The sequence below is a fragment of the Guyparkeria sp. TX1 genome (genome assembly GCF_046523965.1).
Classification (GTDB): domain Bacteria; phylum Pseudomonadota; class Gammaproteobacteria; order Halothiobacillales; family Halothiobacillaceae; genus Guyparkeria.
Genome location: NZ_CP144142.1, coordinates 984,395 through 1,007,099 on the forward strand (window position 1 = coordinate 984,395; position 22,705 = coordinate 1,007,099).

The following is a 22,705-nucleotide window of genomic DNA, read 5'->3' on the forward strand; positions in this document are numbered from 1 at the left end:
ACAATGGATGAACCACGCCCTGGCGTTGGCCGAGCGTGGGCGCTACACCACCTCGCCCAACCCGCGTGTGGGCTGCGTGCTGGTCCGTGACGGCAAGATCGTCGGCGAGGGCTTCCACGCCCGCGCCGGCGAGCCACATGCCGAGGTGCACGCGCTGCGTGCTGCCGGGGAGAAGGCACACGGGTCGACGGCTTACGTGACGCTCGAGCCCTGCAGCCATGTGGGTCGTACGCCGGCCTGCGCGCCGCAACTGGTCCAGGCCGGTGTGGCCCGTGTGGTCACGGCCATGAACGATCCCAACCCGCAGGTGGCCGGCCGCGGGCACGCCATCCTGCGCGAGGCGGGGGTCGAGGTGGTCGAGGCGATCGCCCCGGCGGCGGCCCGCGCGCTCAACCCGGGATTCGTCTCGCGCATGGAGCGCGGGCGGCCCTGGGTGACGGTCAAGGTGGCCCAGTCGCTCGACGGGCGCAGTGCGCTGGCCAGCGGCGAGAGTCAGTGGATCACCGGCGAGGCGGCGCGGCATGACGTGCAGTTCCTGCGCGCGCGCCAGTGCGCGGTCCTGAGCGGCATCGACACCGTGCTGACCGACAGCGCGCGGCTGAACGTGCGCCTGTCGGCCGAGGAATTGGGTATCGAGGGCGAGGTGCGCCAGCCGGTGCGCGTGGTGCTCGACTCGGGTTTGCGCCTGCCGCCCTTTGCCGCGATCTTCGATGCACCGGGGCCGGTGTGGATCTACACCGGCGATGCCAATGATGGCGTCCACCACGAGGCCCTGCTCAAGCGTGAGGCGACCCTGATCGAGGCACCGACTGCCCGCCGGCTGGGCCTTGACCTGGATTTCATTCTGGCCGACCTGGCGCGGCGGGAAATCAACGAGGTGCTGGTCGAGGCGGGCGCCAAACTGGCTGGTGCGTTCGTCGCCGCCGGGCTGTGCGACGAGCTGGTCGTCTACCAGGCGCCGGTGCTGCTCGGCCACCAGGCCCGGCCGGCACTGGCGCTGCCCGAGCCGAGCGCACTGGCCGATGCGACCCGCTGGACGCTGGTCGACGAGACGCGCCTGGCCGACGACCTGCGCCTGACCCTGCGGCCGGTCCGCTAAGGAAACTCTGCACGAATGCCAAGCTCCGCAGAGCGGTATGGCATTCGTGCAGAGTTTCTAACGTTCGCGACCGACCCCTACCTGCGGAGAAACCCATGTTCACTGGCATCATCCAGACCGTCGGCACCCTGGTCGAGCAGACCCCCACGGGCGGCGACGCGCGCCTGACCATCGAGGCCCCGGGGCTTGATCTGGCGAACACCGCCATCGGCGACAGTATCGCCGTCAACGGCGTCTGCCTGACGGTCACCGATCTCGAGGGCGATCGCTTTTCGGTTGATTGCTCGGCCGAGACCCTGCGCCTGACCACGGTTGGGCAATTGGCCCCCGGTTCGCGCGTCAATCTCGAGCCGGCGCTCACCTTGGCCACCCCGCTGGGCGGGCACCTGGTCAGTGGCCACGTCGATGGGCTGGCGATCATCGATGCGCGACGCAACGAGGCGCGGGCCACCGAGTTCTGGTTGCGCGTGCCGCCGGAGCTGGCGCGTTACGTCGCCAAGAAGGGCTCGGTCGCCATCGACGGCGTGAGCCTGACGGTCAACGAGGTCAGCGGGACGCGCTGTCGCCTGACCATCATCCCGCACACGCTCGACGTGACCATCATGGGTGAGTACCGGCCCGGGCGGCAGGTCAACCTGGAGGTGGACCTGATGGCCCGATACCTCGAGCGCCTGCTGCAGGCGGGCGAGGGGACGGCCGGTACCGGCGGACAGAGCCCCTATCAGGCGTTGACCTGAGCCGCACGGGCCGGCTTGGAGGCCGGATGGTCTACAGTCGGGCCCGCGATGATACAATCACCGATTGCCTTCGACGGCGCTGAGAGACCCTATGAGCTTTAGTTCCATTGACGAGATCCTCGACGACCTGCGCGCCGGGCGCATGGTCATCATTGTCGATGACGAGGATCGCGAGAACGAGGGCGATCTGGTCATGCTCGCCGAGCAGGTGCGCCCCGAAGACATCAACTTCATGGCGCGCTACGGACGCGGGTTGATCTGCCTGACGCTGTCGCAGCCGCGTTGCGAGCAACTGGAACTGCCGCTGATGGTCAGCCGCACCCGCGAGGCCTTCCAGACGGCGTTCACCGTCTCGATCGAGGCCGCGCGCGGCGTGACCACCGGCATCTCGGCCGCCGACCGCGCCACCACCATTCGCACGGCGGTGGCCCCCGAGGCCAAGCCGTCCGACCTGGTCCAGCCGGGACACGTCTTTCCGCTGATGGCGCGACCCGGTGGCGTGCTGGCGCGTGCCGGCCACACCGAGGCGGGCGTGGACCTGGCGCGATTGGCCGAGGCGCGCGAGCCGTCGGCGGTGATCGTCGAGATCCTCAACGAGGACGGCTCGATGGCGCGCCGCCCGGACCTGGAGCGCTTCGCCGCCGAGCACGACATCAAGATCGGCTCGATCGAGGACTTGATCCGCTACCGCATGCGCCACGAGCGCTCGGTCGAGCACCAGTTCGCCACCGAGATCGACACGCGTCACGGCCGATTCACACTGCATGCCTACAAGGACTTCACCAGCGGGCAGTTGCAGTTTGCCGCGGTGCGCGGCACGCCGGATGCCGAGACGCCCACCCCGGTACGGGTGCACGTGCATCATGCGGTCTGCGACCTGTTCGAGCCGCAGGGCCGCGATTGCGGCTGGCCGTTCTCCGACGTGCTGGCCCGGCTGGGTGAGATGGAAACGGGCGTGGCCGTGGTGCTGCGCTCGACCCCCAACGAGGACGAGATGCTGCGCCAGCTGCAAGGGTGGGAGCAGCCCTCGTCACCGCCGGCCGGGGGCGAGGTCGAAGAATTGCGAAACTACGGGGTGGGTGCCCAGATCCTCAAGGATCTCGGCGTTCGCCAGATGCGCGTGATGAGCGCGCCCAAACGCTTCCATGCCCTGGCCGGCTTCGGTCTGGAAGTGGTTGACTACATTCACGACGAGGCGGAATGACCGCCGCTCACGGGACAGACAGGCATGAATGAAGTTCAGGTGATCGAAGGCGGGCTGACGGCCCGCCCGGGACGTTACGCCATCGTGGCGACGCGCTGGAACGCGCAGGTGGTCGACCGGTTGCGCGACGGCGCGATCGACACCCTGCGTCGGCACGGCATCGATCCGGCCCAGATCACGGTGGTGATGGCGCCGGGCTCCTTCGAGCTGCCGCTGGTGGCCCAGCGGGTCGCCGCGAGCGAGAAGTTCGACGCGATCATCTGCCTGGGTGCCGTCATCCGTGGCGCGACGCCGCACTTCGACTACGTCGCGGGCGAGGCGGCCAAGGGCATCGCCGGCGTGGCGACCGATTTCGACATGCCGGTGATCTTCGGTGTGCTGACCACCGACACGGTCGACCAGGCGATGGAACGCGCCGGCAGCAAGGCCGGCAACAAGGGCGCGGAAGCCGCCGCCACCGCCATCGAGATGGTCAACCTTCTCGATCAGATCGACCAGATTGCCTAAGCACCCATGATCAAGCAGTTTCCCCAGGATGAGTCCCACGGCGGCGAAGAGGGCCCGCGCGGTACCGAGGAACGCTCCTCGGGCCGTGGCGGCAAGTCCTCGTCGGCGCGTAAACAACGGCGCTGGGCGCGTGAGCGGGCCGCACAGGGGCTCTACCAGCAGTTGATGAACCCGATTCCGCTCGATCAGCTCGAGGCGCAGTTCATGGAGGATGCCTTCATGCTGCGTATTGATCTCGAGTTGTTCCGGCGCATCCTGCGTGGTGTCGAGCAGCATGCCGCCGAACTCGATTCGGCCATCGAGCCGCACCTGGATCGCCCGGTGCACGAGCTCGACCCGATCGAGCATGCCATCCTCCGTCTGGGCGCCTTCGAGCTGACGCACATGCTCGAGACCCCGCGCGCGATCGTGATCAACGAGGCGGTCGAGCTGGCCAAGCGATTTGGCGCGACCGACGGGCATCGCTACGTCAACGGCGTGCTCGATCGGCTCGCCGACCACGCCCGCCCCACCGAACCCCGCCGCCGGGACTGACGGGCTCCGCCCCGTCGGGTCGTCCGGAAGGAGACTGGTCGACATGCAGGAATTCGACCTGATCCATCGGTATTTCGACTGGGCCCCGACGAACCCCGAGGTGGTGCTCGCCGGCGGTGACGATGCTGCGATCCTGGCCCCGCCACCGGGCCGGCAGGTGGTGATCGCCACCGACATGCTGATCGCCGGTCGGCATTTCCCCGAATCGACCGCCCCCGACGCCATTGCCCACAAGGCGCTGGCGGTGAATCTCTCCGATCTGGCCGCGATGGGCGCGACCCCGCTCGGCTTCACCTTGTCGCTGGGCCTGCCCGAGACCGACGAAGCCTGGCTGGAACGCTTCTCTGGCGGCCTGCGTGCGGCCGCGGATCGCTGGGGCTGCAATCTCGTCGGCGGCGACACCGTGCGCTCCCCGCAGCTGACCCTGTCGATCACCGCCTTCGGTTCGGTTGCCAGCGGCACCGCGATCCGGCGAGACGGTGCGCGCGCCGGCGACCGGTTGGCGGTCACCGGCACCGTCGGCGATGCCGCGCTGGGCCTGATCGTGGCTCTGCAACCGGACCAGGTGCCTGCCGAACTGCCCGAGGCCGATCGTGCCTATCTCCTCGATCGACTCGACCGCCCGGAGCCGCGATTGGCCACCGGGCAGGCGCTATGCGGGCAGGCAGCCGGTCTGGATATCTCCGATGGACTGCTCCAGGACCTCGGTCACATGCTGGATGCCAGCGGACTTTCGGCGGAAATCGACCTCGACGCCATCCCCCTGTCATCGGCGGCAAGACACTGGCTCGATGCCCAGCCCGCGGCTATCGACCAGATGCTGGGTGGGGGTGATGACTACGAGTTGCTGCTTGCCCTGCCGCCCGGGTTAGCACTCGATCCGGCCTGGGGGCTGACGGTGATCGGTCGGCTGGACGATGCCGGACCGGTGGGCGCGATCCGGGAACGATCCGGTCGGCCCTTGACGGCGCAACGCGGCTACGACCATTTCGGCGAGGAGGGCGCATGATCGGCACCAAAACTTCGCGGCGGGTACGGGTGGCGGATCTCGGGAGCAGCCCGGTGATGTGGCTCGCCTTCGGTGGTGGCACGGGGTTGGCGCCGCGGGCCCCCGGCACCGTCGGCACGCTACCGGGCCTTCTGCTGGGCTGGTTGTTGATGACGCTCGTGGCACCTTGGGGCGAGGCGGCAGTGATCAGCGTGATCCTTGCCGCCACCCTGGTGCTGTCCGTCGTCGGGGTCTATCTGTGCGGCGAGGCGAGCCGACGCCTGGGCGTGCACGACCATGGCGGCATCGTCTTCGATGAGATTGTCGGGGTGTTGCTGGTGTTCGTGGCGTTGCCGGAGACCTGGTGGCAGGCGGCCCTGATCTTTCTCTGGTTCCGGGTGTTCGACGTGATCAAGCCGTGGCCGATCAGCTGGCTGGATCGGCGGGTGCACGGCGGGCTGGGCATCATGCTCGACGACTTGCTGGCGGGCGTCTATGCCCTGGTAGCTGTCTGGCTGAGCCTGTGGGGAATCGGCGTGTTTGCTGGCTGACTTATCGCTCGGTCAGTCGCGGCATCAGTTCGACCAGGTTGCAGGGACGCTTGCGGTAATCGAGCTGCGATTCGATCAGGTTGTCCCAGGCATCCTTGCAGGCACCGGTCGAGCCGGGCAGGACGAACAGGTAGGTGCGATTGGCGACCCCGGCGGTTGCGCGCGACTGCAGGGTCGAGCTGCCGATGGTCTGGAACGACAGGGCGCGGAACATCTCGCCGAACCCGTCGATGGTCTTGTCGAACAGTACCGAGACGGCGTCCGGGGTGCCGTCGCGGCCCGTCAGGCCGGTGCCCCCGGTGGTGATCACCACGTCGCACTCGGGCGCGGCGATCCACTGCGAGACGGTCGCGCGGATCTGGTAGATGTCGTCCGGGCGCAACTGGCGTTCGTAGAGCCGGTGACCGACGCTCTCAAGGCGCTCGACCAGCAGGTCGCCAGAGCGATCCTCCGCCAGGCTGCGGCTGTCGGAGACGGTCAACACGGCAATGTTCAGCGGCTTGAAGTGACGTTCTTCGCTCATGGTCGATTTCCCTCCGAGGGTGCCGGTTGCGGCAGCGGGTCAGGTTCGGCCCCGTCGGCGCATTTGCGGCATGGCAGCGTCGTGCCCAGCATGGCAATGCGCCCCAGACTCTGTTCCACCCAGGGGCGGTTGATCCAGGGCGGATCGTGACGGGTGTGCTGGTGATGGCCGCATTCGAGACGCGCGAACCAGTGACCCTCGGCATCGCGATGGAACGAGCGGATCGCTCGCGGCGGTGCCTCGACCGAGATCATCAGGGAACGGGAACGCCCCACAGGTCGTGCTCGTCCGCCTCGATGATCTCCACCTCGAGGAAATCGCCGGGTGCGACATCGGTGACTTCCGGCAGGTAGACCACGCCATCGATCTCCGGTGCATCGGCCATGCTGCGTGCCACCGCACCGGAATCGTCCACGGCATCCACCAGCACCGGCATGCGCTGACCCACCTTCTGGGCCAGCTTGGCCGCGCTGATGGCCGCTTGCTTTTCCATGAAACGCGCCAGTCGCTCCTGCTTGACCTCTTCGGGGACCGGGTCGGGCAGCTCGTTGGCGGTCGCCCCGTCGACCGGCGAGTAGGCGAAGGCGCCCACGCGGTCGAGTTGCGCCTCGTCGAGGAAGTCGAGTAGTTCCTGGAATTCCGCTTCCGTCTCGCCGGGAAAGCCGACGATGAAGGTGGAACGGATGGTGATTTCCGGGCAGATCTCACGCCACTTGGCGATCCGCTTGAGGACGTTCTCGCTGGAGGCCGGGCGCTTCATCAGCTTGAGGATGCGGTGGCTGGCGTGCTGGAAGGGGATGTCCAGGTACGGCAGGATCAGCCCCTCGGCCATCAGCTCGACCGAGTCATCGACGTGCGGGTAGGGGTAGACGTAGTGCAGCCGTATCCACGCATCCAGCGAGCCCAGGGCCGCCGCGAGTTCGCGGAAACGGGTCTTGAGCGGGCGGCCGCCCCAGAAGTCGAGCCGATAGCGGGTGTCGATGCCGTAGGCGCTGGTGTCCTGGGAGACGACCAGCAGCTCGCGTACGCCGGCGTTGACCAGGTTCTCGGCCTCGGTCATCACCTCGCCGATCGGGCGGCTGACGAGATCGCCCCGCAGGCTGGGGATGATGCAGAAGCTGCAGCGATGGTTGCAGCCTTCGGAAATCTTGAGGTAAGCGTAATGGCGCGGGGTGAGCTTGACGCCCACGGCGTCTTCCAGTGACAGAGTATCGGTATCCACCTGGCCATGGGTGGCCGAGTCGCGGTTCTTGTCCTTCGCCTGGCTGCCCGGTTCGGGCATCACGTCGACAAAGGGGTCGAATCGCGGCGGCAGGTGTTGATGGACGGCGTCCATCACCTCGCGGTATGCCTGCGGACCGGTCACGGCGAGCACGTTCGGGTGCGTCTGGCGCACCAGCTCACCTTCGTCACGGCCACCCAGGCAACCGGTGACGATGACGCGACCGTTCTCGTCCAGGGCCTCGCCGATGGTGTCGAGCGATTCCTGCACCGCCGAGTCGATGAACCCGCAGGTATTGATGATCACCAGCTCCGCGCCCTCGTAGCTGTCGGACAGGGCATAGCCCTCCGCGCGCAGCTGCGTGAGGATGCGTTCCGAGTCGACCAGCGCCTTCGGGCAGCCGAGGCTGACGAAGCCGATACGCGGCGGGTTGTGGGTCATGAGGGCGCGGCGTCCGGGGACGTGGGGGCATTGTCGCCGGTGTATTCCTCGAGATGGCCGTCCGGATACTGGACGTGCATCTTGAGGTTGTTGCGCTCGATGAACTGCATCACCGAGTCGAACATCTGCCGGTTGCCGGTCTTGAGGCCGGGCTCGATGGCGAGGACCTTTTGTCCGTTGAGCATCACCGGGTGCAGCCGTTGCGAGTAGACCAGGCGGTGCTGGGCAAACGTCGCATCCCAGCTCGAGATGCGATCGATCCAGTCACTCGGGCGGAATCGGGCGCCGGCCTTGGTCACTGACTCGACGATGTAGCGTTTCGGCTGGTTGTCCATGAAGTCGTGGCTTGCTCGGCCTGCACCGAATGTGGATGGGGCGTGTCGAAGGCGTCGTGCGGCCGGTTGGCCTCGCGTGCCGTAGGCGGCCGTCGCGATAAGCTTGGGCTCGGTCGTTACCCGCCCGGATGAGTCACCGTGGCGGTCACTCCTGGCCGGGGAATACCGGGACGCTCGACGCTTCCTTTAGAATCAATCGGCCATTTTACTTCACTTGGCCGGCAAACGCATCCGGCCAGATAAAACGAGGCAAGGAAAGGATATGGAAACACGCGCAGCGGATGGTCAAGAGCACCGGGACGGCTCACTGCCGATTATCCTGGTGGACACCGGTGGCACGTTCAACAAGTGCTATCGGCAGACTGACGGCGAGTTGGTCGTCCAGCCGGGCGCGTGGGCTGCGCGCGAGATACTCCGTTCGGCCGAAGTAAACCTGGATATCGACTGGCTTGAGCCCGTGTGCAAAGACAGTCTGGAGATGATGGAGACCGACCGCGCGTCCATCGTCGCCGCGCTGTTCGAGGCGGTGGCGCGACGGCCCGATGTGCCGATCGTGGTCGTCCATGGTACCGACACCATGGTGCGCACGGGCGAGGTGCTTGCCAGCGCGTTCCCGGGCCATTGCGTGGCCCTCACCGGTGCGATGCGGCCCTACGAGATTGATCCGGTCGAGCCGGCTCTGAATCTCGGGCTGGCTCTGGGGTTCGTGCAGGGCTGTCCCGGCCCCGGCGTCTACCTCGCGATGAGCGGGCTGGTGCGTCCGCTCGGCGAGTTGGAGAAGGACCGGGTGCGGGGCTGCTTCCGGCCGGTTACTCCGGCGTCGGCCTAAAAAACGACCCGCATTAAAAAAGCCCCGCCAAATGGCGGGGCCTTGATGGTTCAGGCATCCCCCGGGAGGGATCTTGGTATCAGCACTTGGTGGTGATGCCCGGGTTGCCTTCCACACCCTTGAGGACCGGCTCGTTGAGCTCGACCGGCTTGATGTGCTTCTGGTCACGCAGCCAGGTCTCGATCTGGTCCCAGATCATCTCGCCGGTATCGCCCGGGATGTTGCCCGGCTCGGCAACCGATGCCCAGCCAGCGACCTTGTAGGACTTCTTCGGGTCGATGGGCTCGCCGCCGAGCTCCATGTCCAGGATGCGCTTGCCCTTCTCGGCATTCGGCGCACAGGCGTACTTCAGGCCACCGACGCGAACCATGTCGCCGCCCTGCTGGTAGTAGGGGTCGGTGTTGAAGATGTTGTCGCAGACGTCCTCGAGGATGCCCTTGATCTGCTCGCCGGTGAACTCGTTGACGGTGACGTTCGGGTAGGTCAGCGCCACGTGAGTCATCATGTCGTCGTAGGTGATCGGCTCGCCCGGGATCAGTGAGGTGCCCCAACGAACGCCCGGCGAGAACGAGATCTGCGCGTCGTTGACGTCGATCAGCGCGTCGCAGAGCAGCTGGTCCCAGGTACCGGTGAAGTTGCCGCGACGGTAGAGCAGGGCGTCGTTGGTCGCCAAGACCTCGCCGGTGCGCTCGCCCACATTAAACTTCTTGCCTTCGAACTCGATGTCCTGGCTGTAGAGCTTGTCGATGTACTCCTGCATCTCCTTGTCCGGCTCGATGAAGTCGGAGAAGACCGGCAGCAGGTGGTACTTGTAGTCTTGGACCTTGCCGTTGCGCACGTCGAAGTCCAGCACGCCGAGGTACTTGGCGTTGGAGCCGGCGTTGGTGACCAGGGTCTGGCCACTGCGGTTCTTGACCACGGTCGGGGTCGGGACCGCGTCGTGGGTGTGACCGCCCATGATCGCGTCGATGCCCGTAACGCGGCTGGCCATCTTGAGGTCGACGTCCATGCCGTTGTGCGACAGGACCACGACTACCTCGGCGCCTTCGCCGCGGGCGGCGTCAACGGCATCCTGCATCTCGTCGTCACGGATGCCGAAGGTCCAGCCTTCGGTCATCCAGCGCGGGTTGGCGATCGGGGTGTACGGGAACGCCTGGCCGACGACCGCCACCTTGACGCCGTTCTGCTCACGGATGACGTACGGCTTAAAGACGCGCTCCATGAAGTCGGAGTCGCGGATGTTCTGGGCGACGAAGTTACAGTCGGTCGCGCCTTCCAGATCGGCGATGCCCTCGAGCATGCGATCGGCGGTGTAGGTCGCCTCCCAGTGCGAGGTGAAGAAGTCCGGCTTGGCGATCTTCATCGCGTCGATCTGACTCTGGGCGTCGGTCCACAGGGCCAGGGCGTTGCCCTGCCAGTTGTCGCCGCCGTCCAGCAGGAAGGCGCCCGGACGCTGCTCGCGCATGTGCTTGATCAGGGTGAGCAGGTGCGCGAAACCGCCGACCTTGCCGTACTTCTTGGCCGCTTCGGCGAAGTCGATGCAGGTGAAGGCGTGAGCGGCCGGGGTGTTCGGCTCGAGGCCGAAGTGCTTGAGGAACTTGTCGCCGACCAAGTGCGGGGCGTTGCCTTCCATAGAGCCAACGCCGAGGTTGATCGACGGCTCGCGGAAATAGACCGGCTTGAGCTGGGCGTGCATGTCGGTCATGTGCAGGATCGACACGTTGCCGAACTTGGGCACTTCGTACATGTTGCTCGAGGCGTTGTTCGCCTTCACGGAGCTCGCTACACGCTGGGTGCCGGTGCCGGCCTGGGCGGTCTCGAGGTTGATGCCGGCAGCCGAGGCCACGGCGAGCATCTGCAGAAATTCGCGACGAGAAAGACTCATTGAAAACTCCCCTTTACGTTTTCAGTTAGGGTCAGCTCCCGACCCGGCGTGCAGCGGGGGACGGGATCCTTGGGATCTTTAGTGGTTCCCTGACCCGGCCCAAGCCTGGTGGGCACTTCGGGGCAGTGCCAGGAAACTGAACCGGGCCATTTAACCATACTGACCTGCCCGACGATAGAAAAAATACTTATGCCGGACCGTGAGAACGTCGGCTTGACGGCCCTTGTCGGCCAGTCCGATCCTAATGCGCGTTTTCGTCGGGCACAAAAAAAGCAGGCCGAAGCCTGCTTTTTCGGTTCCCGATAATCCCGGAGGATTACTTGCGGATGCCCGGACCGTTGAGTTCCATTTCGTTGTCGTTGTAGGACATGAAGAACTCGAGATCGCGGTAGTACGGGGAGTACTGCTCGAACGGCACCGTGCCGGTGTCGCGGAAGCAGCCAGCGATCCGCTTCTGGATCGTGAACATGCTGCCCTTGCTGTAACGGAACAGTGGGAAGTGGGTGGTGTTACCCAGGTTCATGTGCAGGTGCTCGGCACGGACGTACTTACCGCCGTGGTACTGGTGGCAGTCGGCGCAGGAGTTGTCCAGGCGACCGGTGCGACGGAACCACGCTTCCTTGCCACGGTTGTAGGCATCCTTGGCGCCTTCACTGTCGATCTGGACGTTGTTGGTCATGCCTGCCGACTCGCTGGCGAGGTAGGCAAGGACGTTGGCCAACTTCTTGTAGTTGTTCTTCGGATCCCAGACCTTGTCGGCTTCTTCGCCGGCATTCTTCTGGCAGTTGATGATGTCCAGACCCAGGCTGTGCACTTCGCCGTCTTTCTCGTTGAAGTACGGGTACTTGGCGCGCAGGCCCTTGGCCTCGCCCAGGCAGGAAGACAGCGGCTTGCCGTTCGGCAGGCGGTACTCGTTCCAGAGCTCTTCACCGGCAGCGATGTACTGGTCGGTCTCCGGGAACACCATCATGCCTTCCCACTGGGAGCGGGCATCTTCATCAATGGCGTAGACGCCATTGTTGTATTCCTCGAACGGGACGTCCGGGTAACGCTCCTGGTAGAACTCAACCATCATCTGGCGGAACTCTTCCGGATCGGACGGGTTGGCCGGCTCGGCCATCGCGCCGCCGGTAGCCAGAACGCTGGCGGCGATCATGCTGGAAAACAGGCGTTTCATTATGGATATCTCCTTGTGATTCGGGTCTTAGCTTTTATTGATCCCTGAGACCTGTGCTTACAGGGTGTAGAGGTAGTCAACGATGTTGCTGATTTCCTCTTCGCTCAGGATCTTGTTGGCCCCGAACGGCGGCATGATGGTCTGATCGCCGAACTTGTCGCGCGGGTCATGGAGGACTGCTTCAAGGTCCTCACGCTCCGGATAGCGGGCCTTCATGGCAATCAGTGCCGGGCCGATGTTGCCGGCCAGGTTGCCGCCCTTCATCTGGTGGCATGCCAAGCAGTTGCCCGCACCACGGCCGAAGGCGATTTCCTTGCCCTTCTGGGCGGAATCGGACAGGCCTTCATCATTCTGTGCGGTAGCGGCGCCAGAGAAACTCAAGCCGGCCGCAAGCAGTGCGGCAGCGCCTGCCGTGGTGATCACGGATGTGAACTTCTTCATTGTTATCCTCCTCTGCGGTCGCTGTGTCAGCGCCGAGATTCCTTGGTGAGTTGTCTCATTCATCGAATCGACGTGTACCACTTTAGTGGCCTGAACACTCGAGACAATAAAAAATAATTTATGGCGACATGATGGAATGATTATTAGCATTTGTTGAAATTCCATCGTCTCGCCACCCCCGCCATGAGGCGGTTTGCGCGTTCATTAATACCACATCGCCGTGGCTTTTGCCGAGTTGGCGCGTCGGGGAGGGTTTGGGTTCACTGGGCATGCTGCCCGGCCCATGCTGGCAGGCTTGATCCATCGATTTTCCTGCAAAAACCGCAGGTTCACTCTTCCGTCTGGCCGGCGAGTCGCTCGATTTCCTGCAGGGTTGATTCGATCCGGGCCTGGGCGCGCGGGTTGTCCGCGGTGTGGGTGTAGGCGGTCTCCAGTTCCTGGTGGGCAGCGACCAGGTTGTCCTTGAGCAGGAAGTAACGGCCCAGTTGTTCGTGGTGTTCGAGCGGGCGATCGGCGGCGCTGGCCGCTCGCGAGAGTGTCAGGGCCGCTTCGGCATCCTTGGGGCGATCTTCGACCGCCTGGCGCGCGGTCTGGTAGGCCGTCTTGGCATCGCCTCGGTCGAGCATCCAGTCGACCTCGACCCGCAACAAGGTGCTGTCGCCGGGATAGAGCGAGATCAGATCGGCGAGGACGCGGTCGGCCTCCTGCGTTTGGCCGGTGTCGTTCAGTGCCCGCGCCAGTGGCAGGGCGTACCAGCGGTTGCCCGGGTTGTCGCGGTAGAGCGGACGCAGTTTTTCGACGGCCTGGTCGTGGTTGCCCTGTCGTTGGGCGGCGACGGCCTGGCGATAGGTCTCTTCAGGTTCGTCTAGGGAGAGTCCGCTGCGGCCGGTGAGCGCCGCCAAACGGGCCCGGGCCAGCCGGAACGATTCGCTGTCGTTGGCGCCGAAACGGTCATTGTTCAGGCCGGCGAGACGGTCGCGGATGGCGCTGATGCGCTCGCTGTTCATGGGGTGGGTGCGCAGGAACTCGAACTGCCGCCCGGGGCTGGCGCCGGCCCGTCTCTGTAGTGTCTCGAAGAAACTGGCCATGCCGCGCGGGTCCATATCCGCGCGACGCAGGGTGTCGATCGCGATCCGATCGGCTTCGCGCTCGTGCATGCGGGTGTAGTTGATCGCGTTCTGTGCCGCCCCGGCAATGCCGGCCGTTGCAACCGCGGCACCGAGCTGGGGGTCGACGGCGCCCAGCAGGATGCCGGCGATGAAACCGGCCACGGCGGTCATGCTGTTGCCGGCCTGGGCAGCGACCATCTGGGCGATGTGCCGCTGGGTGGCATGCGCGATTTCGTGGGCGACCACGCCGGCCAGTTCGCTTTCGTTCTCCGCGGTGAGCATCAAGCCCGAAAATACGGCGATGTATCCCCCGGGCACGGTGAAGGCGTTGATCATGGGGTTGTCGACGATGATCAGCTGGGGGGCGAAGCGCGTGCCGGAGGCCGATGACATCAGGCGGATGCCCAGATCATTGAGATAGGAGTCGAGCAGGGGGTCCTCGATCACGCCGCCGCGGGCACGCAGTTGCGAAAACACCTCCGCGCCGATCTGGCGCTCTTCGTCAGGCGAGAGCACGGTGTCGACCGGGTTGCCCAGCTCCGGCAGCTGGGCCTGGGCGCGGCCGGGCAGGCTGGTGAGCAGCACGACGGCCAGCAGCAGGGTGAAGAGGTGTCGCATCATGGGTTTCGTGTGGTGCTTCCCGTGGTTCATGCTTTTTCGCTTGCGCTTGGACCGCTTGGCCAGGCGCGGGTTTCCGGAGTGTATAAGTATAAAAGGGGTCGCTGCCCGGCGGGTCATTCCGGCTCGGCCCGAGCCGGGGCGATGCACTACCTTTGCGTGCCATTTGGCGAATGGCGGCGCCTCGTCGAAAGATAGTGTCGTCGAGGCCCGGTTCAACTGGCCTTGGCGAGGCGTACCCGGATTGGCGTTCGATTCCGATCTGGGCAAGGGGGTCTGGATGGACGCGATGCGGCGCTCGCCGCTAAACTGCCGCGATTGATAGGGAAACTCTGTACGAATGCCATGCCACTCTGGCTTGGCGAGCCGTTCGTGATCAAGCCACGCAGAGCGGTACGGCATTCGTACAGAGTTTCCCTAGTGAACCAGTCTGGAGACGATTATGGCAGCCTACGAAAGCATCAGTGCCGATGAATTGAACGCGCGCCTCGGCGAGGTCGCCCTGTTCGACGTGCGCGGCCCCGCCGAGACGGATCGCGGCGTGATCGAGGGGGCCACCCTGGTGCCGTTGCATCTGGTGCCCATGAACGTGGATCGTTTTCGCGGCGATCGTGACGTGGTCATCTATTGCCACAGCGGAGCGCGTTCGGCGCAGGCCTGCCAGTTCCTGGCAGGTCAGGGCATCGATCGACTCTTCAACCTCGAGGGCGGGGTCATGTATTGGGCCGGCTCGGGGTTGCCGTTGGTGGCGCCGACGCAATAAGCGTTGCCCTTGACCGCCCGGGCTTGAGGGTTGCCCGGTCCCGTTTTGTCATTGCCGGAACGAATGTCGATGACTGAAGAAGCGCCGATCGAGGTGGATGCCCGGGGGCTGTCCTGCCCCATGCCGTTACTCAAGGCGCGCAAGGCGCTGGCAACGGCCGCGACGGGGCAGCGGATCGTGGTGCTGGCCACGGACCGAGGGGCGGAGAGTGATTTTCGCGCCTACTGCGAGCGCGCCGGCCACGAGCTGGTGGCGCTCGAGTGGCAGGGAGACGAGTTGCGGGTCGAGTTGATTCGCGGCGAGTAGTGCCGCCGTAATGATTCGGCGGCTATCGATGGCCCCAGGGATGGGGTTCATGTCGTTGTGTTGTTGAGTGAGTGCCGTTGCTCCAGTGAGACAGCCGGGCGGATGATGCCGGCTGGGGTAGGCGTTCGCGGGGGTTCTGGCGTATTGTCGGAATCGTCAATGACAACAACAACGACAGAACGAATTTGACACAAGGGAGTGATGAGCCATGGGGAATGCCCACCCGAATCGCCTGCTGCTGGCAGGCATCTTCATGTTTGGCCTGCTGTTTTCCGGACTGGTCCGGGCCGAATTTCAACCGTTTATCGAAGGCGCGGCGTTGCCGGGCGATGTCACAGCGTCTGCCGAGACCGCAAGGGAGAAGCTGGTCGCCGAGGGCTTCGAGGTGGTCGGTGACTACGTGCCCACCGAGGGCGTGCGTGTCCTGGTAGTGACCAATGACACCTTGCTCGACACGGCGGCGCGCAGTTCGCGAGGCGGCTACGGCGCGGTCCTGAGCGTGGCGCTCGAACAAACCGAGAACGATACGCGCGTCTCCTACCAGCATCCGCAGTACGTTGCGCACGGCTACCGTCTGGAGTCGGACAACGAGCCCGTGTTCCAGGCCATGGCGCGCGCACTCGGCGCGACCGGCTATTTCGGTGCCGAACCGATATCCAGCACCAATCTGCGCACCTATCAATACGCCTTTGGTCTCGAGACCTTCGAGGACCCGGTTGATCTCGGCGGATTTGATTCTTTCAATGCCGCCGATCGGCAGATCGCCAGTCGGGCCGATAACGGCGAGCTAGGCACGGAACTCGTCTACCGCGTGCGCATTCCGGGTCGGGACCAGGTGGTCTACGGTGTCGGCATGCACACCGACGATCCGAACGCGAACGGCGCGGCGCTGGTGGAAGCGGTCGATGTTGACGCGCCGCGCGGCTACGCTTTCCTGCCGCACCCGGTGCTGCTGGATGGCAGCGAGGCCGAGACCCTGAGCCTGCGTTTTCGCATGGCGCTGTTCTTCCCGGACCTGCCCATGATGGGCGGCGATGCCTCGTTCTTTAAACTGCGCAAGGCGCCCGATGCCATCAACAAGTTGATGCTTGAAGTGGTCGATGGCGAGATCGAGCAGGAAGAGCAGAGTTCGGGTGGAGGCTTCGGTACCTTCTGAACTCGGACGGCGATCGGCCGATGCCGCCCGTCGCGCGCGTCTGCGTTGCGCCCAAAGTGGTGAAATCTGTCCAATAACACGTTATATTGGCAGGTCTACGATTGAGACCGCCGGGCCCTAACGGGCGCATCCGCGGTTGATGGCAGCCTGCTCGGCCGGCGATGATCTCGCCGCCCGGGCGGGCTGCCGTCGTCATGGGCTGCGTTGATCGCGTTGCACTCTTTGCTTTCGAGCAAACTCAATGAGAAGTGGATGACCATCCGGGGCGTGCCCCGGATGCGGGGACGGTTACCCCGAAATCGGACGCTCGCTCCGGTGGTTCGTCCACCGTCGAGTCGATCGTCAAGTCATTTATTTAGTGAAACGCGCAAGTTTCGAGGTGAGTACTCTCGTGGAATTATCCGGCGGTCAAATCCTGGTCGAGTGCCTCAAGTCGGAAGGGGTCGATACGGTCTTCGGCTACCCCGGTGGGGCGGTCCTTCATATATACGATGCCCTGTACCAGCAGGAGCATGTGAATCACGTGCTCGTGCGCCACGAGCAGGGCGCGGTCCACATGGCCGACGGCTATGCCCGCGCCACCGGCAAGCCGGGCGTGGTGCTGGTTACCTCCGGTCCGGGGGCGACCAACGCCGTCACCGGTATTGCCACCGCGCACATGGATTCGATCCCGCTGGTGGTCTTCACCGGCCAGGTGCATAGCGCACTGATCGGCAACGACGCCTTCCAGGAAGTCGACAACGTCGGCATCACCCGTCCCTGCGTGAAGCACAACTTCATGGTCAAGGACGTGCGTGACATGGCCGAGACCATCAAGAAGGCCTTCTACGTGGCGACCACCGGTCGCCCGGGCCCGGTCGTGGTCGACATCCCCAAGGATGTCACCGATCCCAAGGTCAAGGTGCCGTTCGAGTACCCGGAAAAGGTCGCGATGCGCTCCTACCAGCCCACCGAAAAGGGGCATTCCGGGCAGATCCGCAAGGCGGTCGACCTGATCGTCAACGCCGAGCGCCCGATGATCTACACCGGTGGCGGCGTCATTCTGGGTCGTGCGGCAGACGAGTTGACGCACTTCACGCGCAAGCTCGGCTATCCGATCACGCAGACGCTGATGGGCCTGGGTGCCTACCCGGCGAACGACAAGCAGTTCCTGGGCATGCTCGGTATGCACGGCACCTACGAGGCGAACATGGGCATGCATCATTGCGATGTCCTGATCGCCATCGGCGCGCGCTTCGATGACCGTGTCACGGGGGATCTGTCCAAGTTCTGCCCGCACGCGAAGATCGTTCATGTCGACATCGACCCGTCGTCGATCTCCAAGAACGTGATCGTCGACGTGCCGATCGTCGGCGCGGTCAAGTCGGTGCTCACCGAGATGATCGAACTGGTCAACCAGGCCGGCGGCGCGAAAAAGACCAAGGAGCTCGAGTCCTGGTGGGACCAGATCGAGCAGTGGCGCGGCATGAAGTGCCTCGAGTACAAGTGGTCCGACGAGATCATCAAGCCGCAGTACGTGGTGCAGAAGCTGTGGGAGGTCACCGGCGGGGATGCCTTCGTCACCTCCGATGTCGGCCAGCACCAGATGTGGGCCGCGCAGTACTACGGCTTCAACAAGCCGCATCGCTGGATCAACTCCGGTGGTCTGGGCACGATGGGTTTCGGCCTGCCTGCCGCGCTGGGTGCCAAGTGGGCGTTTCCCGACGAGGAGGTTGCCTGCGTGACCGGCGAGGGCAGCATCCAGATGTGCAGCCAGGAGCTGTCCACGGCGCTGCAGTACCAGCTGCCGATCAAGATCGTCAGCCTCAACAACGGCTATCTGGGCATGGTCCGTCAGTGGCAGGAGTTCTTCTACTCCGGTCGCTACGCGATGAGCTACATGGAATCCCTGCCGGATTTCGTCAAGCTGGCCGAGTCCTACGGTCACGTCGGCATGCGCATCGAGAAGCCGTCCGACGTCGAGGGCGCGCTCCGGGAGGCGTTTGCCATGAAGGACCGGCTGGTCTTCATGGACTTCCAGACCGATCCGGAAGAGAACGTCTACCCGATGGTTCCCGCCGGTGCGGGCCTCAACGAAATGATCCTGCTGTGAGGGCGGCCTGACATGCGACACATCATCTCGATCCTGATGGAAAACGAGGCCGGCGCGCTCTCGCGGGTGGCCGGCCTGTTCTCGGCACGTGGCTACAACATCGAATCACTGTGCGTGGCGCCGACCCACGACGAGTCACTGTCGCGCCTGACGCTGGTCACCAGCGGTGACGAGCAGGTGATCGAACAGATCGTCAAGCAGCTCAACAAGCTGATCGACGTGGTCAAGGTCCAGGACATGGCCGACACCGCGCACATCGAGCGCGAGCTGATGCTGGTCAAGCTGCAGGCCTTCGATGCCGTGCGCGAGGAGGTCTACCGTCTGGCCGACATCTTCCGCGGGCAGATCATCGATGTGACCGAGTCCAGCTACACCGTTCAGCTGGTCGGCCCGGGCAGCAAGCTCGATGCCTTCATCGACGCGCTGGGCTCGATCCCGGTGGTCGAGATCGTGCGCTCGGGCGCGCTGGGCATCTCGCGCGGGCCACGCGGCATGCTGGTTCCCGAGGTCTGAGCCTCGCCGATTTTTTTCCTTATTCCAATACCACTCGACTGGAGACACATCTCATGCAGGTTTATTACGACAAGGATTGCGACATCTCCCTGATCCAGGGCAAGAAGGTCGCCATCATCGGCTACGGTTCGCAGGGCCACGCCCACGCGCTGAACCTCAAGGAATCGGGTGTCGAGGTCGTGATCGGCCTGCGCGCCGGTTCCGGCTCGCAGAAGAAGGCCGAGGGCGAGGGCCTGACGGTCAAGACCATCGAGGAGGCTTCCGCCTGGGCCGACGTGGTCATGATGCTGGCCCCGGACGAGAATCACGCCGAGATCTACGCCAACCAGATCGAGCCGAACCTGCGTGAAGGCGCGACGCTGGCCTTCGCCCACGGCTTCTCGGTCCTGTACAACCAGGTCACCCCGCGCAAGGACCTCGACGTGATCATGATCGCGCCGAAGGCCCCGGGCCATACCGTGCGCTCCGAGTTCGCCCGTGGCGGCGGCATTCCGGACCTGATCGCGATCCACCAGGACGCCTCCGGCAAGGCCAAGGACATTGCGCTGTCCTACGCCTCCGGCGTCGGTGGTGGTCGTACCGGCATCATCGAGACCACCTTCAAGGACGAGACCGAGACCGATCTGTTCGGTGAGCAGGCCGTGCTGTGCGGCGGTACCGTCGAGCTGGTCCGCGCCGGCTTCGAGACCCTGACCGAGGCGGGCTACCCGGCCGAGATGGCGTACTTCGAGTGCCTGCACGAGCTCAAGCTGATCGTCGACCTCATGTACGAGGGCGGCATCGCCAACATGAACTACTCGATCTCCAACAACGCCGAGTACGGTGAGTACGTCACCGGCCCGAAGGTGATCAACGAGGAGTCCCGCCAGGCGATGCGCGAGGCGCTGGCCAACATCCAGAACGGCGAGTACGCCAAGCGCTTTATCAACGAGGGGGCACTGAACTACCCTTCAATGACGGCACGTCGTCGCCAGGACGCCGAGCACCCGATCGAGCAGGTCGGTGAGCGTCTGCGTGGCATGATGCCGTGGATCAGCGCGAACAAGATCGTCGACAAGTCCCGCAACTGATCGCGGGACCGTCGCACGAGGTAATCCCGGGAGGGGCAGAACATGGATCACGAGACGCAGACCGAGCAGCAACCGGCCGACCGGCAGGATGACCATCGGCGGCGCAAGGCGATCTACCTTCTGCCCAACCTGATCACGACCGGCGCCCTGTTCGCCGGTTTTTTCGCGATTGTGATGGCCGTCCAGGACAACTTCGTCCCGGCGGCCATCGCCGTTTTCGTTGCCATGCTGCTCGACGGCATGGATGGGCGCGTGGCGCGGATGACCGGCACCGAGTCGGAGTTCGGTATCCAGTACGACTCGCTGTCCGACGTGGTCTCCTTCGGCATCGCGCCCGCACTGATCGTCTACCTCTGGAGCCTGCAGGGCATGGGCGATCGCTGGGGCATGCTCGGCGCGTTCGTGTTTGCCGCGGCGGCCGCCATTCGCCTGGCGCGCTTCAACGTGCAGGTGGAGACGGTCGACAAGGGCTACTTCGTGGGGTTGGCCTCGCCGGCGGCCGCGGCGGTACTGATGGGCATGGTGTGGTTCTTCGAGGCGCACGGCATTCCCTTCGAGGCCCAGCAGGGCTGGGTCTGGGTGATCACCATCACCACCGGGCTGTTGATGGTCTCGAGCTTCCCGTACTTCAGCGGCAAGCGGCTCTCACCACGTCTGCGCGTTTCTTTCCTCAGCCTGCCAATCGCGATCATCGTGTTCGTGCTGCTCTTGAAGGATTTCGCCCTGACACTGTGGGTGCTGGCGAGTGCCTACGCGCTCTCGGCGCCGCTGTGGACGCTCTCGCGGGGATTGCGTCGGCGCATCAAACGCCTGGTCTCTTGAATCGCGCCGCCCGCGTCGTTACCTTGCAGCCATGAGCCGTCATTTGCGCACAGCCTGTTTCTCCCTCCCGGCCACCGTTCCGGTGGTGGGGCTGTGCGTCGTCGGCTCGTCGCTGCTGCTGCGACTGCCCCGCTGGGGCTATTGACGAAGGCCTGGCGAGGCGACTCACGCGACCACCGACTAGATAAAGAACGTCCGACGGGAGGACCCGGCGGCGACACCTGAGGTTTTTGCCATGAGCAGCAGTGACTCCTTGATCATCTTCGACACCACGCTTCGCGACGGCGAGCAGAGTCCGGGCGCGTCCATGACGCGTGACGAGAAGCTGCGTATCGCCCGTCAGCTGGAGCGACTGGGCGTGGACGTGATCGAGGCCGGTTTTGCCGCGGCCAGCGAAGGCGATTTCAACGCCATTCGCACCATCGCCGAACATGTCGAGCACTCCACGATCTGCTCGCTGGCACGCGCCGGCGAAAAGGACGTGCGTCGGGCCGGCGAAGCGGTGTCCCCGGCACCACGGCGGCGTATCCACACCTTCATCGCCACCAGCCCGATCCACATGGAGAAAAAGCTCCGCATGACGCCGGACGAGGTGGTCGGCCACGCGGTGAACGCGGTCAAGATCGCGCGCGAGTACACCGACGACGTCGAGTTCTCGGCCGAGGACGCGGTGCGTTCGGACATGGATTTCCTGGTGCGGGTGTTCGAGGCGGTCATCGAGGCCGGCGCGACCACGCTCAACGTCCCCGACACGGTCGGCTACGCCACGCCGGGCCAATGGGGCGAGCAGATGGCGACCCTGATCGAGCGGGTCAAGGGCTCGGAGAAGGTGGTCTGGTCGACGCACTGCCACAACGACCTCGGCCTGGCCGTGGCCAATTCGCTGGCCGCGGTGCGCTCGGGGTTCCGGCAGGTCGAGTGCACCATCAACGGTCTCGGCGAGCGGGCCGGTAACGCCGCGCTCGAGGAGGTCGTCATGGCCACCCGCACCCGGCCGGACATCTACGGCGTGTCGACCCGCATCGACGCCACCCAGATCGTGCCGACCTCCAAGCTGGTCTCCACCATCACCGGCTACCCGGTACAGCCGAACAAGGCGATCGTCGGCGCCAACGCCTTCGCCCACGAATCCGGCATCCACCAGGACGGCGTGCTCAAGCACCGCGAGACCTACGAGATCATGCGCGCCGAGGACGTCGGCTGGTCGACCAACCGGCTGTCGCTCGGCAAGCTTTCCGGGCGCAACGCCTTCAAGAGCCGCCTCAAGGATCTGGGCGTCGAGCTCGAGAGCGAAGAGGCGCTCAACGATGCCTTCCGTCGATTCAAGGAATTGGCCGACAAGAAACGCGAGATCTTCGACGAGGACATCCAGGCACTGGTCTCGGAGGTTTATGACGAGCAGGAAGAGGCCTTCCGCCTGGTCGCACTGCACGTCTGCTCGGAGACCGGCGAGACGCCGGAGGCGACCATCACCGCCTCGATCCGTGGCGAGGAAATGACCGCCACGGCCACCGGTGCCGGCCCGGTCGACGCCGCGCTGGCCGCGATCGAGAAGATCGTCGCCTCGGGCGCGAACCTGCAGCTCTATTCGGTGAACAACATCACCAGTGGCACCGACGCCCAGGGCGAGGTCAACGTGCGCCTCGAGCGCGCCGGCCGCATCGTCACGGGGCAGGGCGCGGACACGGATATCGTGATCGCCTCGGCGAAGGCCTATCTCAATGCCATCGAGCGCCTCGAGCATCCCCCGAAGCGCGCTCACCCGCAGATGGGTGACGTGTGA

Annotated in this window: 24 protein-coding genes; 16 read left to right on the top strand and 8 right to left on the bottom strand. The window is 64.9% G+C overall.

Going from position 1 to position 22,705, the window contains the following annotated elements; all coding sequences use genetic code 11:
* Window positions 1-7: 7 nt before the first annotated feature.
* The 7 genes from ribD to VWP12_RS04630 all read left to right on the top strand — a co-directional run bounded on the left by ribD (window position 8) and on the right by VWP12_RS04630 (window position 5,620).
* Window positions 8-1,099 (top strand): bifunctional diaminohydroxyphosphoribosylaminopyrimidine deaminase/5-amino-6-(5-phosphoribosylamino)uracil reductase RibD, encoded by a 1,092-nt coding sequence (gene ribD, locus VWP12_RS04600; RefSeq protein WP_410474809.1) that lies wholly within the window; start codon window positions 8-10, stop codon window positions 1,097-1,099.
* A gap of 95 nt (window positions 1,100-1,194) precedes the next feature.
* A complete protein-coding gene (locus tag VWP12_RS04605) occupies window positions 1,195-1,836 on the top strand; it encodes a riboflavin synthase (protein ID WP_410474810.1) in 642 nt (213 codons plus the stop codon).
* A gap of 91 nt (window positions 1,837-1,927) precedes the next feature.
* Complete coding sequence (ribB, locus tag VWP12_RS04610) at window positions 1,928-3,040, top strand: 3,4-dihydroxy-2-butanone-4-phosphate synthase (protein ID WP_125199580.1); 1,113 nt, start codon at window positions 1,928-1,930, stop codon at window positions 3,038-3,040.
* Window positions 3,041-3,064: 24 nt separating this feature from the next.
* Window positions 3,065-3,547: a 6,7-dimethyl-8-ribityllumazine synthase gene (gene ribE / locus VWP12_RS04615; protein WP_410474811.1), complete on the top strand. Its 483-nt coding sequence runs from the start codon at window positions 3,065-3,067 to the stop codon at window positions 3,545-3,547.
* Between the two features lie 6 nt (window positions 3,548-3,553).
* Entirely contained in the window at window positions 3,554-4,081 is a 528-nt protein-coding gene (gene nusB / locus VWP12_RS04620; protein WP_410474812.1) for a transcription antitermination factor NusB, read from the top strand.
* Window positions 4,082-4,124: 43 nt separating this feature from the next.
* Window positions 4,125-5,090 (top strand): thiamine-phosphate kinase, encoded by a 966-nt coding sequence (gene thiL, locus VWP12_RS04625; protein WP_410474813.1) that lies wholly within the window; start codon window positions 4,125-4,127, stop codon window positions 5,088-5,090.
* Entirely contained in the window at window positions 5,087-5,620 is a 534-nt protein-coding gene (locus tag VWP12_RS04630; RefSeq protein ID WP_410474814.1) for a phosphatidylglycerophosphatase A, read from the top strand. Before thiL ends, VWP12_RS04630 begins: the two co-directional genes overlap by 4 nt.
* A 1-nt stretch (window position 5,621) precedes the next feature.
* Here VWP12_RS04630 and moaB read toward each other — a convergent pair whose 3' ends face one another.
* From moaB to VWP12_RS04650, 4 genes are read right to left on the bottom strand one after another with little or no spacing between them, the layout of a single operon-like run.
* Window positions 5,622-6,143 carry a molybdenum cofactor biosynthesis protein B gene (moaB, locus tag VWP12_RS04635; protein ID WP_410474815.1) on the bottom strand — a complete coding sequence of 174 codons (522 nt, stop codon included), beginning with the start codon at window positions 6,141-6,143 and terminating at the stop codon, window positions 5,622-5,624.
* Window positions 6,140-6,418, bottom strand: coding sequence for a DUF3565 domain-containing protein (locus VWP12_RS04640; protein WP_255410311.1), 279 nt, complete (start codon window positions 6,416-6,418; stop codon window positions 6,140-6,142). Before VWP12_RS04640 ends, moaB begins: the two co-directional genes overlap by 4 nt.
* Window positions 6,397-7,806, bottom strand: a complete 1,410-nt coding sequence (gene rimO / locus VWP12_RS04645; RefSeq protein WP_410474816.1) for a 30S ribosomal protein S12 methylthiotransferase RimO — start codon at window positions 7,804-7,806, stop codon at window positions 6,397-6,399. Before rimO ends, VWP12_RS04640 begins: the two co-directional genes overlap by 22 nt.
* Window positions 7,803-8,141, bottom strand: coding sequence for a DUF3579 domain-containing protein (locus tag VWP12_RS04650; protein WP_125199587.1), 339 nt, complete (start codon window positions 8,139-8,141; stop codon window positions 7,803-7,805). Before VWP12_RS04650 ends, rimO begins: the two co-directional genes overlap by 4 nt.
* A 262-nt stretch (window positions 8,142-8,403) precedes the next feature.
* Here VWP12_RS04650 and VWP12_RS04655 point away from each other — a divergent pair, with 262 nt between their 5' ends.
* Window positions 8,404-8,970, top strand: a complete 567-nt coding sequence (locus VWP12_RS04655; RefSeq protein ID WP_410474817.1) for an asparaginase domain-containing protein — start codon at window positions 8,404-8,406, stop codon at window positions 8,968-8,970.
* A gap of 79 nt (window positions 8,971-9,049) precedes the next feature.
* Here VWP12_RS04655 and soxB read toward each other — a convergent pair whose 3' ends face one another.
* The 4 genes from soxB to VWP12_RS04675 form a co-directional block, all read right to left on the bottom strand.
* The gene (gene soxB, locus VWP12_RS04660) at window positions 9,050-10,855 is read right to left on the bottom strand and encodes a thiosulfohydrolase SoxB (protein ID WP_410474818.1); all 1,806 of its coding nucleotides are present in this window, start codon (window positions 10,853-10,855) and stop codon (window positions 9,050-9,052) included.
* A 316-nt stretch (window positions 10,856-11,171) separates the two neighbouring features.
* On the bottom strand, window positions 11,172-12,032 hold the full coding sequence (gene soxA, locus VWP12_RS04665) for a sulfur oxidation c-type cytochrome SoxA (protein WP_410474819.1): 861 nt from the start codon (window positions 12,030-12,032) through the stop codon (window positions 11,172-11,174).
* Between the two features lie 57 nt (window positions 12,033-12,089).
* Complete coding sequence (soxX, locus tag VWP12_RS04670) at window positions 12,090-12,473, bottom strand: sulfur oxidation c-type cytochrome SoxX (protein WP_125198750.1); 384 nt, start codon at window positions 12,471-12,473, stop codon at window positions 12,090-12,092.
* Window positions 12,474-12,802: 329 nt separating this feature from the next.
* Complete coding sequence (locus VWP12_RS04675) at window positions 12,803-14,203, bottom strand: M48 family metalloprotease (RefSeq protein WP_410474820.1); 1,401 nt, start codon at window positions 14,201-14,203, stop codon at window positions 12,803-12,805.
* A 439-nt stretch (window positions 14,204-14,642) separates the two neighbouring features.
* Between VWP12_RS04675 and VWP12_RS04680 the strand changes: the two genes are divergently transcribed.
* From VWP12_RS04680 to VWP12_RS04715, 8 genes are all read left to right on the top strand, one after another.
* Window positions 14,643-14,963: a rhodanese-like domain-containing protein gene (locus tag VWP12_RS04680; RefSeq protein ID WP_125198752.1), complete on the top strand. Its 321-nt coding sequence runs from the start codon at window positions 14,643-14,645 to the stop codon at window positions 14,961-14,963.
* A 69-nt stretch (window positions 14,964-15,032) separates the two neighbouring features.
* The gene (locus VWP12_RS04685; protein ID WP_410474821.1) at window positions 15,033-15,269 is read left to right on the top strand and encodes a sulfurtransferase TusA family protein; all 237 of its coding nucleotides are present in this window, start codon (window positions 15,033-15,035) and stop codon (window positions 15,267-15,269) included.
* Window positions 15,270-15,477: 208 nt separating this feature from the next.
* On the top strand, window positions 15,478-16,425 hold the full coding sequence (locus VWP12_RS04690) for a hypothetical protein (protein ID WP_410474822.1): 948 nt from the start codon (window positions 15,478-15,480) through the stop codon (window positions 16,423-16,425).
* Window positions 16,426-16,816: 391 nt separating this feature from the next.
* Window positions 16,817-18,517, top strand: coding sequence for an acetolactate synthase 3 large subunit (locus VWP12_RS04695; protein ID WP_125198755.1), 1,701 nt, complete (start codon window positions 16,817-16,819; stop codon window positions 18,515-18,517).
* Between the two features lie 12 nt (window positions 18,518-18,529).
* The gene (gene ilvN / locus VWP12_RS04700; RefSeq protein WP_410474823.1) at window positions 18,530-19,030 is read left to right on the top strand and encodes an acetolactate synthase small subunit; all 501 of its coding nucleotides are present in this window, start codon (window positions 18,530-18,532) and stop codon (window positions 19,028-19,030) included.
* A 53-nt stretch (window positions 19,031-19,083) separates the two neighbouring features.
* Window positions 19,084-20,100, top strand: a complete 1,017-nt coding sequence (gene ilvC / locus VWP12_RS04705; protein WP_125198757.1) for a ketol-acid reductoisomerase — start codon at window positions 19,084-19,086, stop codon at window positions 20,098-20,100.
* 42 nt (window positions 20,101-20,142) lie between these two features.
* Window positions 20,143-20,922 carry a CDP-diacylglycerol--serine O-phosphatidyltransferase gene (gene pssA, locus VWP12_RS04710; protein ID WP_410474824.1) on the top strand — a complete coding sequence of 260 codons (780 nt, stop codon included), beginning with the start codon at window positions 20,143-20,145 and terminating at the stop codon, window positions 20,920-20,922.
* A gap of 235 nt (window positions 20,923-21,157) precedes the next feature.
* The gene (locus VWP12_RS04715; RefSeq protein ID WP_410474825.1) at window positions 21,158-22,705 is read left to right on the top strand and encodes a 2-isopropylmalate synthase; all 1,548 of its coding nucleotides are present in this window, start codon (window positions 21,158-21,160) and stop codon (window positions 22,703-22,705) included.

Coding starts and splice junctions, on each gene's coding strand:
- ribD (WP_410474809.1), top strand. CDS start 8: ATGAACCACGCCCTGGCGTTGGCCGAGCGTGGGCGCTACACCACCTCG.
- VWP12_RS04605 (WP_410474810.1), top strand. CDS start 1,195: ATGTTCACTGGCATCATCCAGACCGTCGGCACCCTGGTCGAGCAGACC.
- ribB (WP_125199580.1), top strand. CDS start 1,928: ATGAGCTTTAGTTCCATTGACGAGATCCTCGACGACCTGCGCGCCGGG.
- ribE (WP_410474811.1), top strand. CDS start 3,065: ATGAATGAAGTTCAGGTGATCGAAGGCGGGCTGACGGCCCGCCCGGGA.
- nusB (WP_410474812.1), top strand. CDS start 3,554: ATGATCAAGCAGTTTCCCCAGGATGAGTCCCACGGCGGCGAAGAGGGC.
- thiL (WP_410474813.1), top strand. CDS start 4,125: ATGCAGGAATTCGACCTGATCCATCGGTATTTCGACTGGGCCCCGACG.
- VWP12_RS04630 (WP_410474814.1), top strand. CDS start 5,087: ATGATCGGCACCAAAACTTCGCGGCGGGTACGGGTGGCGGATCTCGGG.
- moaB (WP_410474815.1), bottom strand. CDS start 6,143: ATGAGCGAAGAACGTCACTTCAAGCCGCTGAACATTGCCGTGTTGACC.
- rimO (WP_410474816.1), bottom strand. CDS start 7,806: ATGACCCACAACCCGCCGCGTATCGGCTTCGTCAGCCTCGGCTGCCCG.
- VWP12_RS04650 (WP_125199587.1), bottom strand. CDS start 8,141: ATGGACAACCAGCCGAAACGCTACATCGTCGAGTCAGTGACCAAGGCC.
- VWP12_RS04655 (WP_410474817.1), top strand. CDS start 8,404: ATGGAAACACGCGCAGCGGATGGTCAAGAGCACCGGGACGGCTCACTG.
- soxB (WP_410474818.1), bottom strand. CDS start 10,855: ATGAGTCTTTCTCGTCGCGAATTTCTGCAGATGCTCGCCGTGGCCTCG.
- soxA (WP_410474819.1), bottom strand. CDS start 12,032: ATGAAACGCCTGTTTTCCAGCATGATCGCCGCCAGCGTTCTGGCTACC.
- soxX (WP_125198750.1), bottom strand. CDS start 12,473: ATGAAGAAGTTCACATCCGTGATCACCACGGCAGGCGCTGCCGCACTG.
- VWP12_RS04675 (WP_410474820.1), bottom strand. CDS start 14,203: ATGATGCGACACCTCTTCACCCTGCTGCTGGCCGTCGTGCTGCTCACC.
- VWP12_RS04680 (WP_125198752.1), top strand. CDS start 14,643: ATGGCAGCCTACGAAAGCATCAGTGCCGATGAATTGAACGCGCGCCTC.
- VWP12_RS04685 (WP_410474821.1), top strand. CDS start 15,033: ATGACTGAAGAAGCGCCGATCGAGGTGGATGCCCGGGGGCTGTCCTGC.
- VWP12_RS04690 (WP_410474822.1), top strand. CDS start 15,478: ATGGGGAATGCCCACCCGAATCGCCTGCTGCTGGCAGGCATCTTCATG.
- ilvN (WP_410474823.1), top strand. CDS start 18,530: ATGCGACACATCATCTCGATCCTGATGGAAAACGAGGCCGGCGCGCTC.
- ilvC (WP_125198757.1), top strand. CDS start 19,084: ATGCAGGTTTATTACGACAAGGATTGCGACATCTCCCTGATCCAGGGC.
- pssA (WP_410474824.1), top strand. CDS start 20,143: ATGGATCACGAGACGCAGACCGAGCAGCAACCGGCCGACCGGCAGGAT.
- VWP12_RS04715 (WP_410474825.1), top strand. CDS start 21,158: ATGAGCAGCAGTGACTCCTTGATCATCTTCGACACCACGCTTCGCGAC.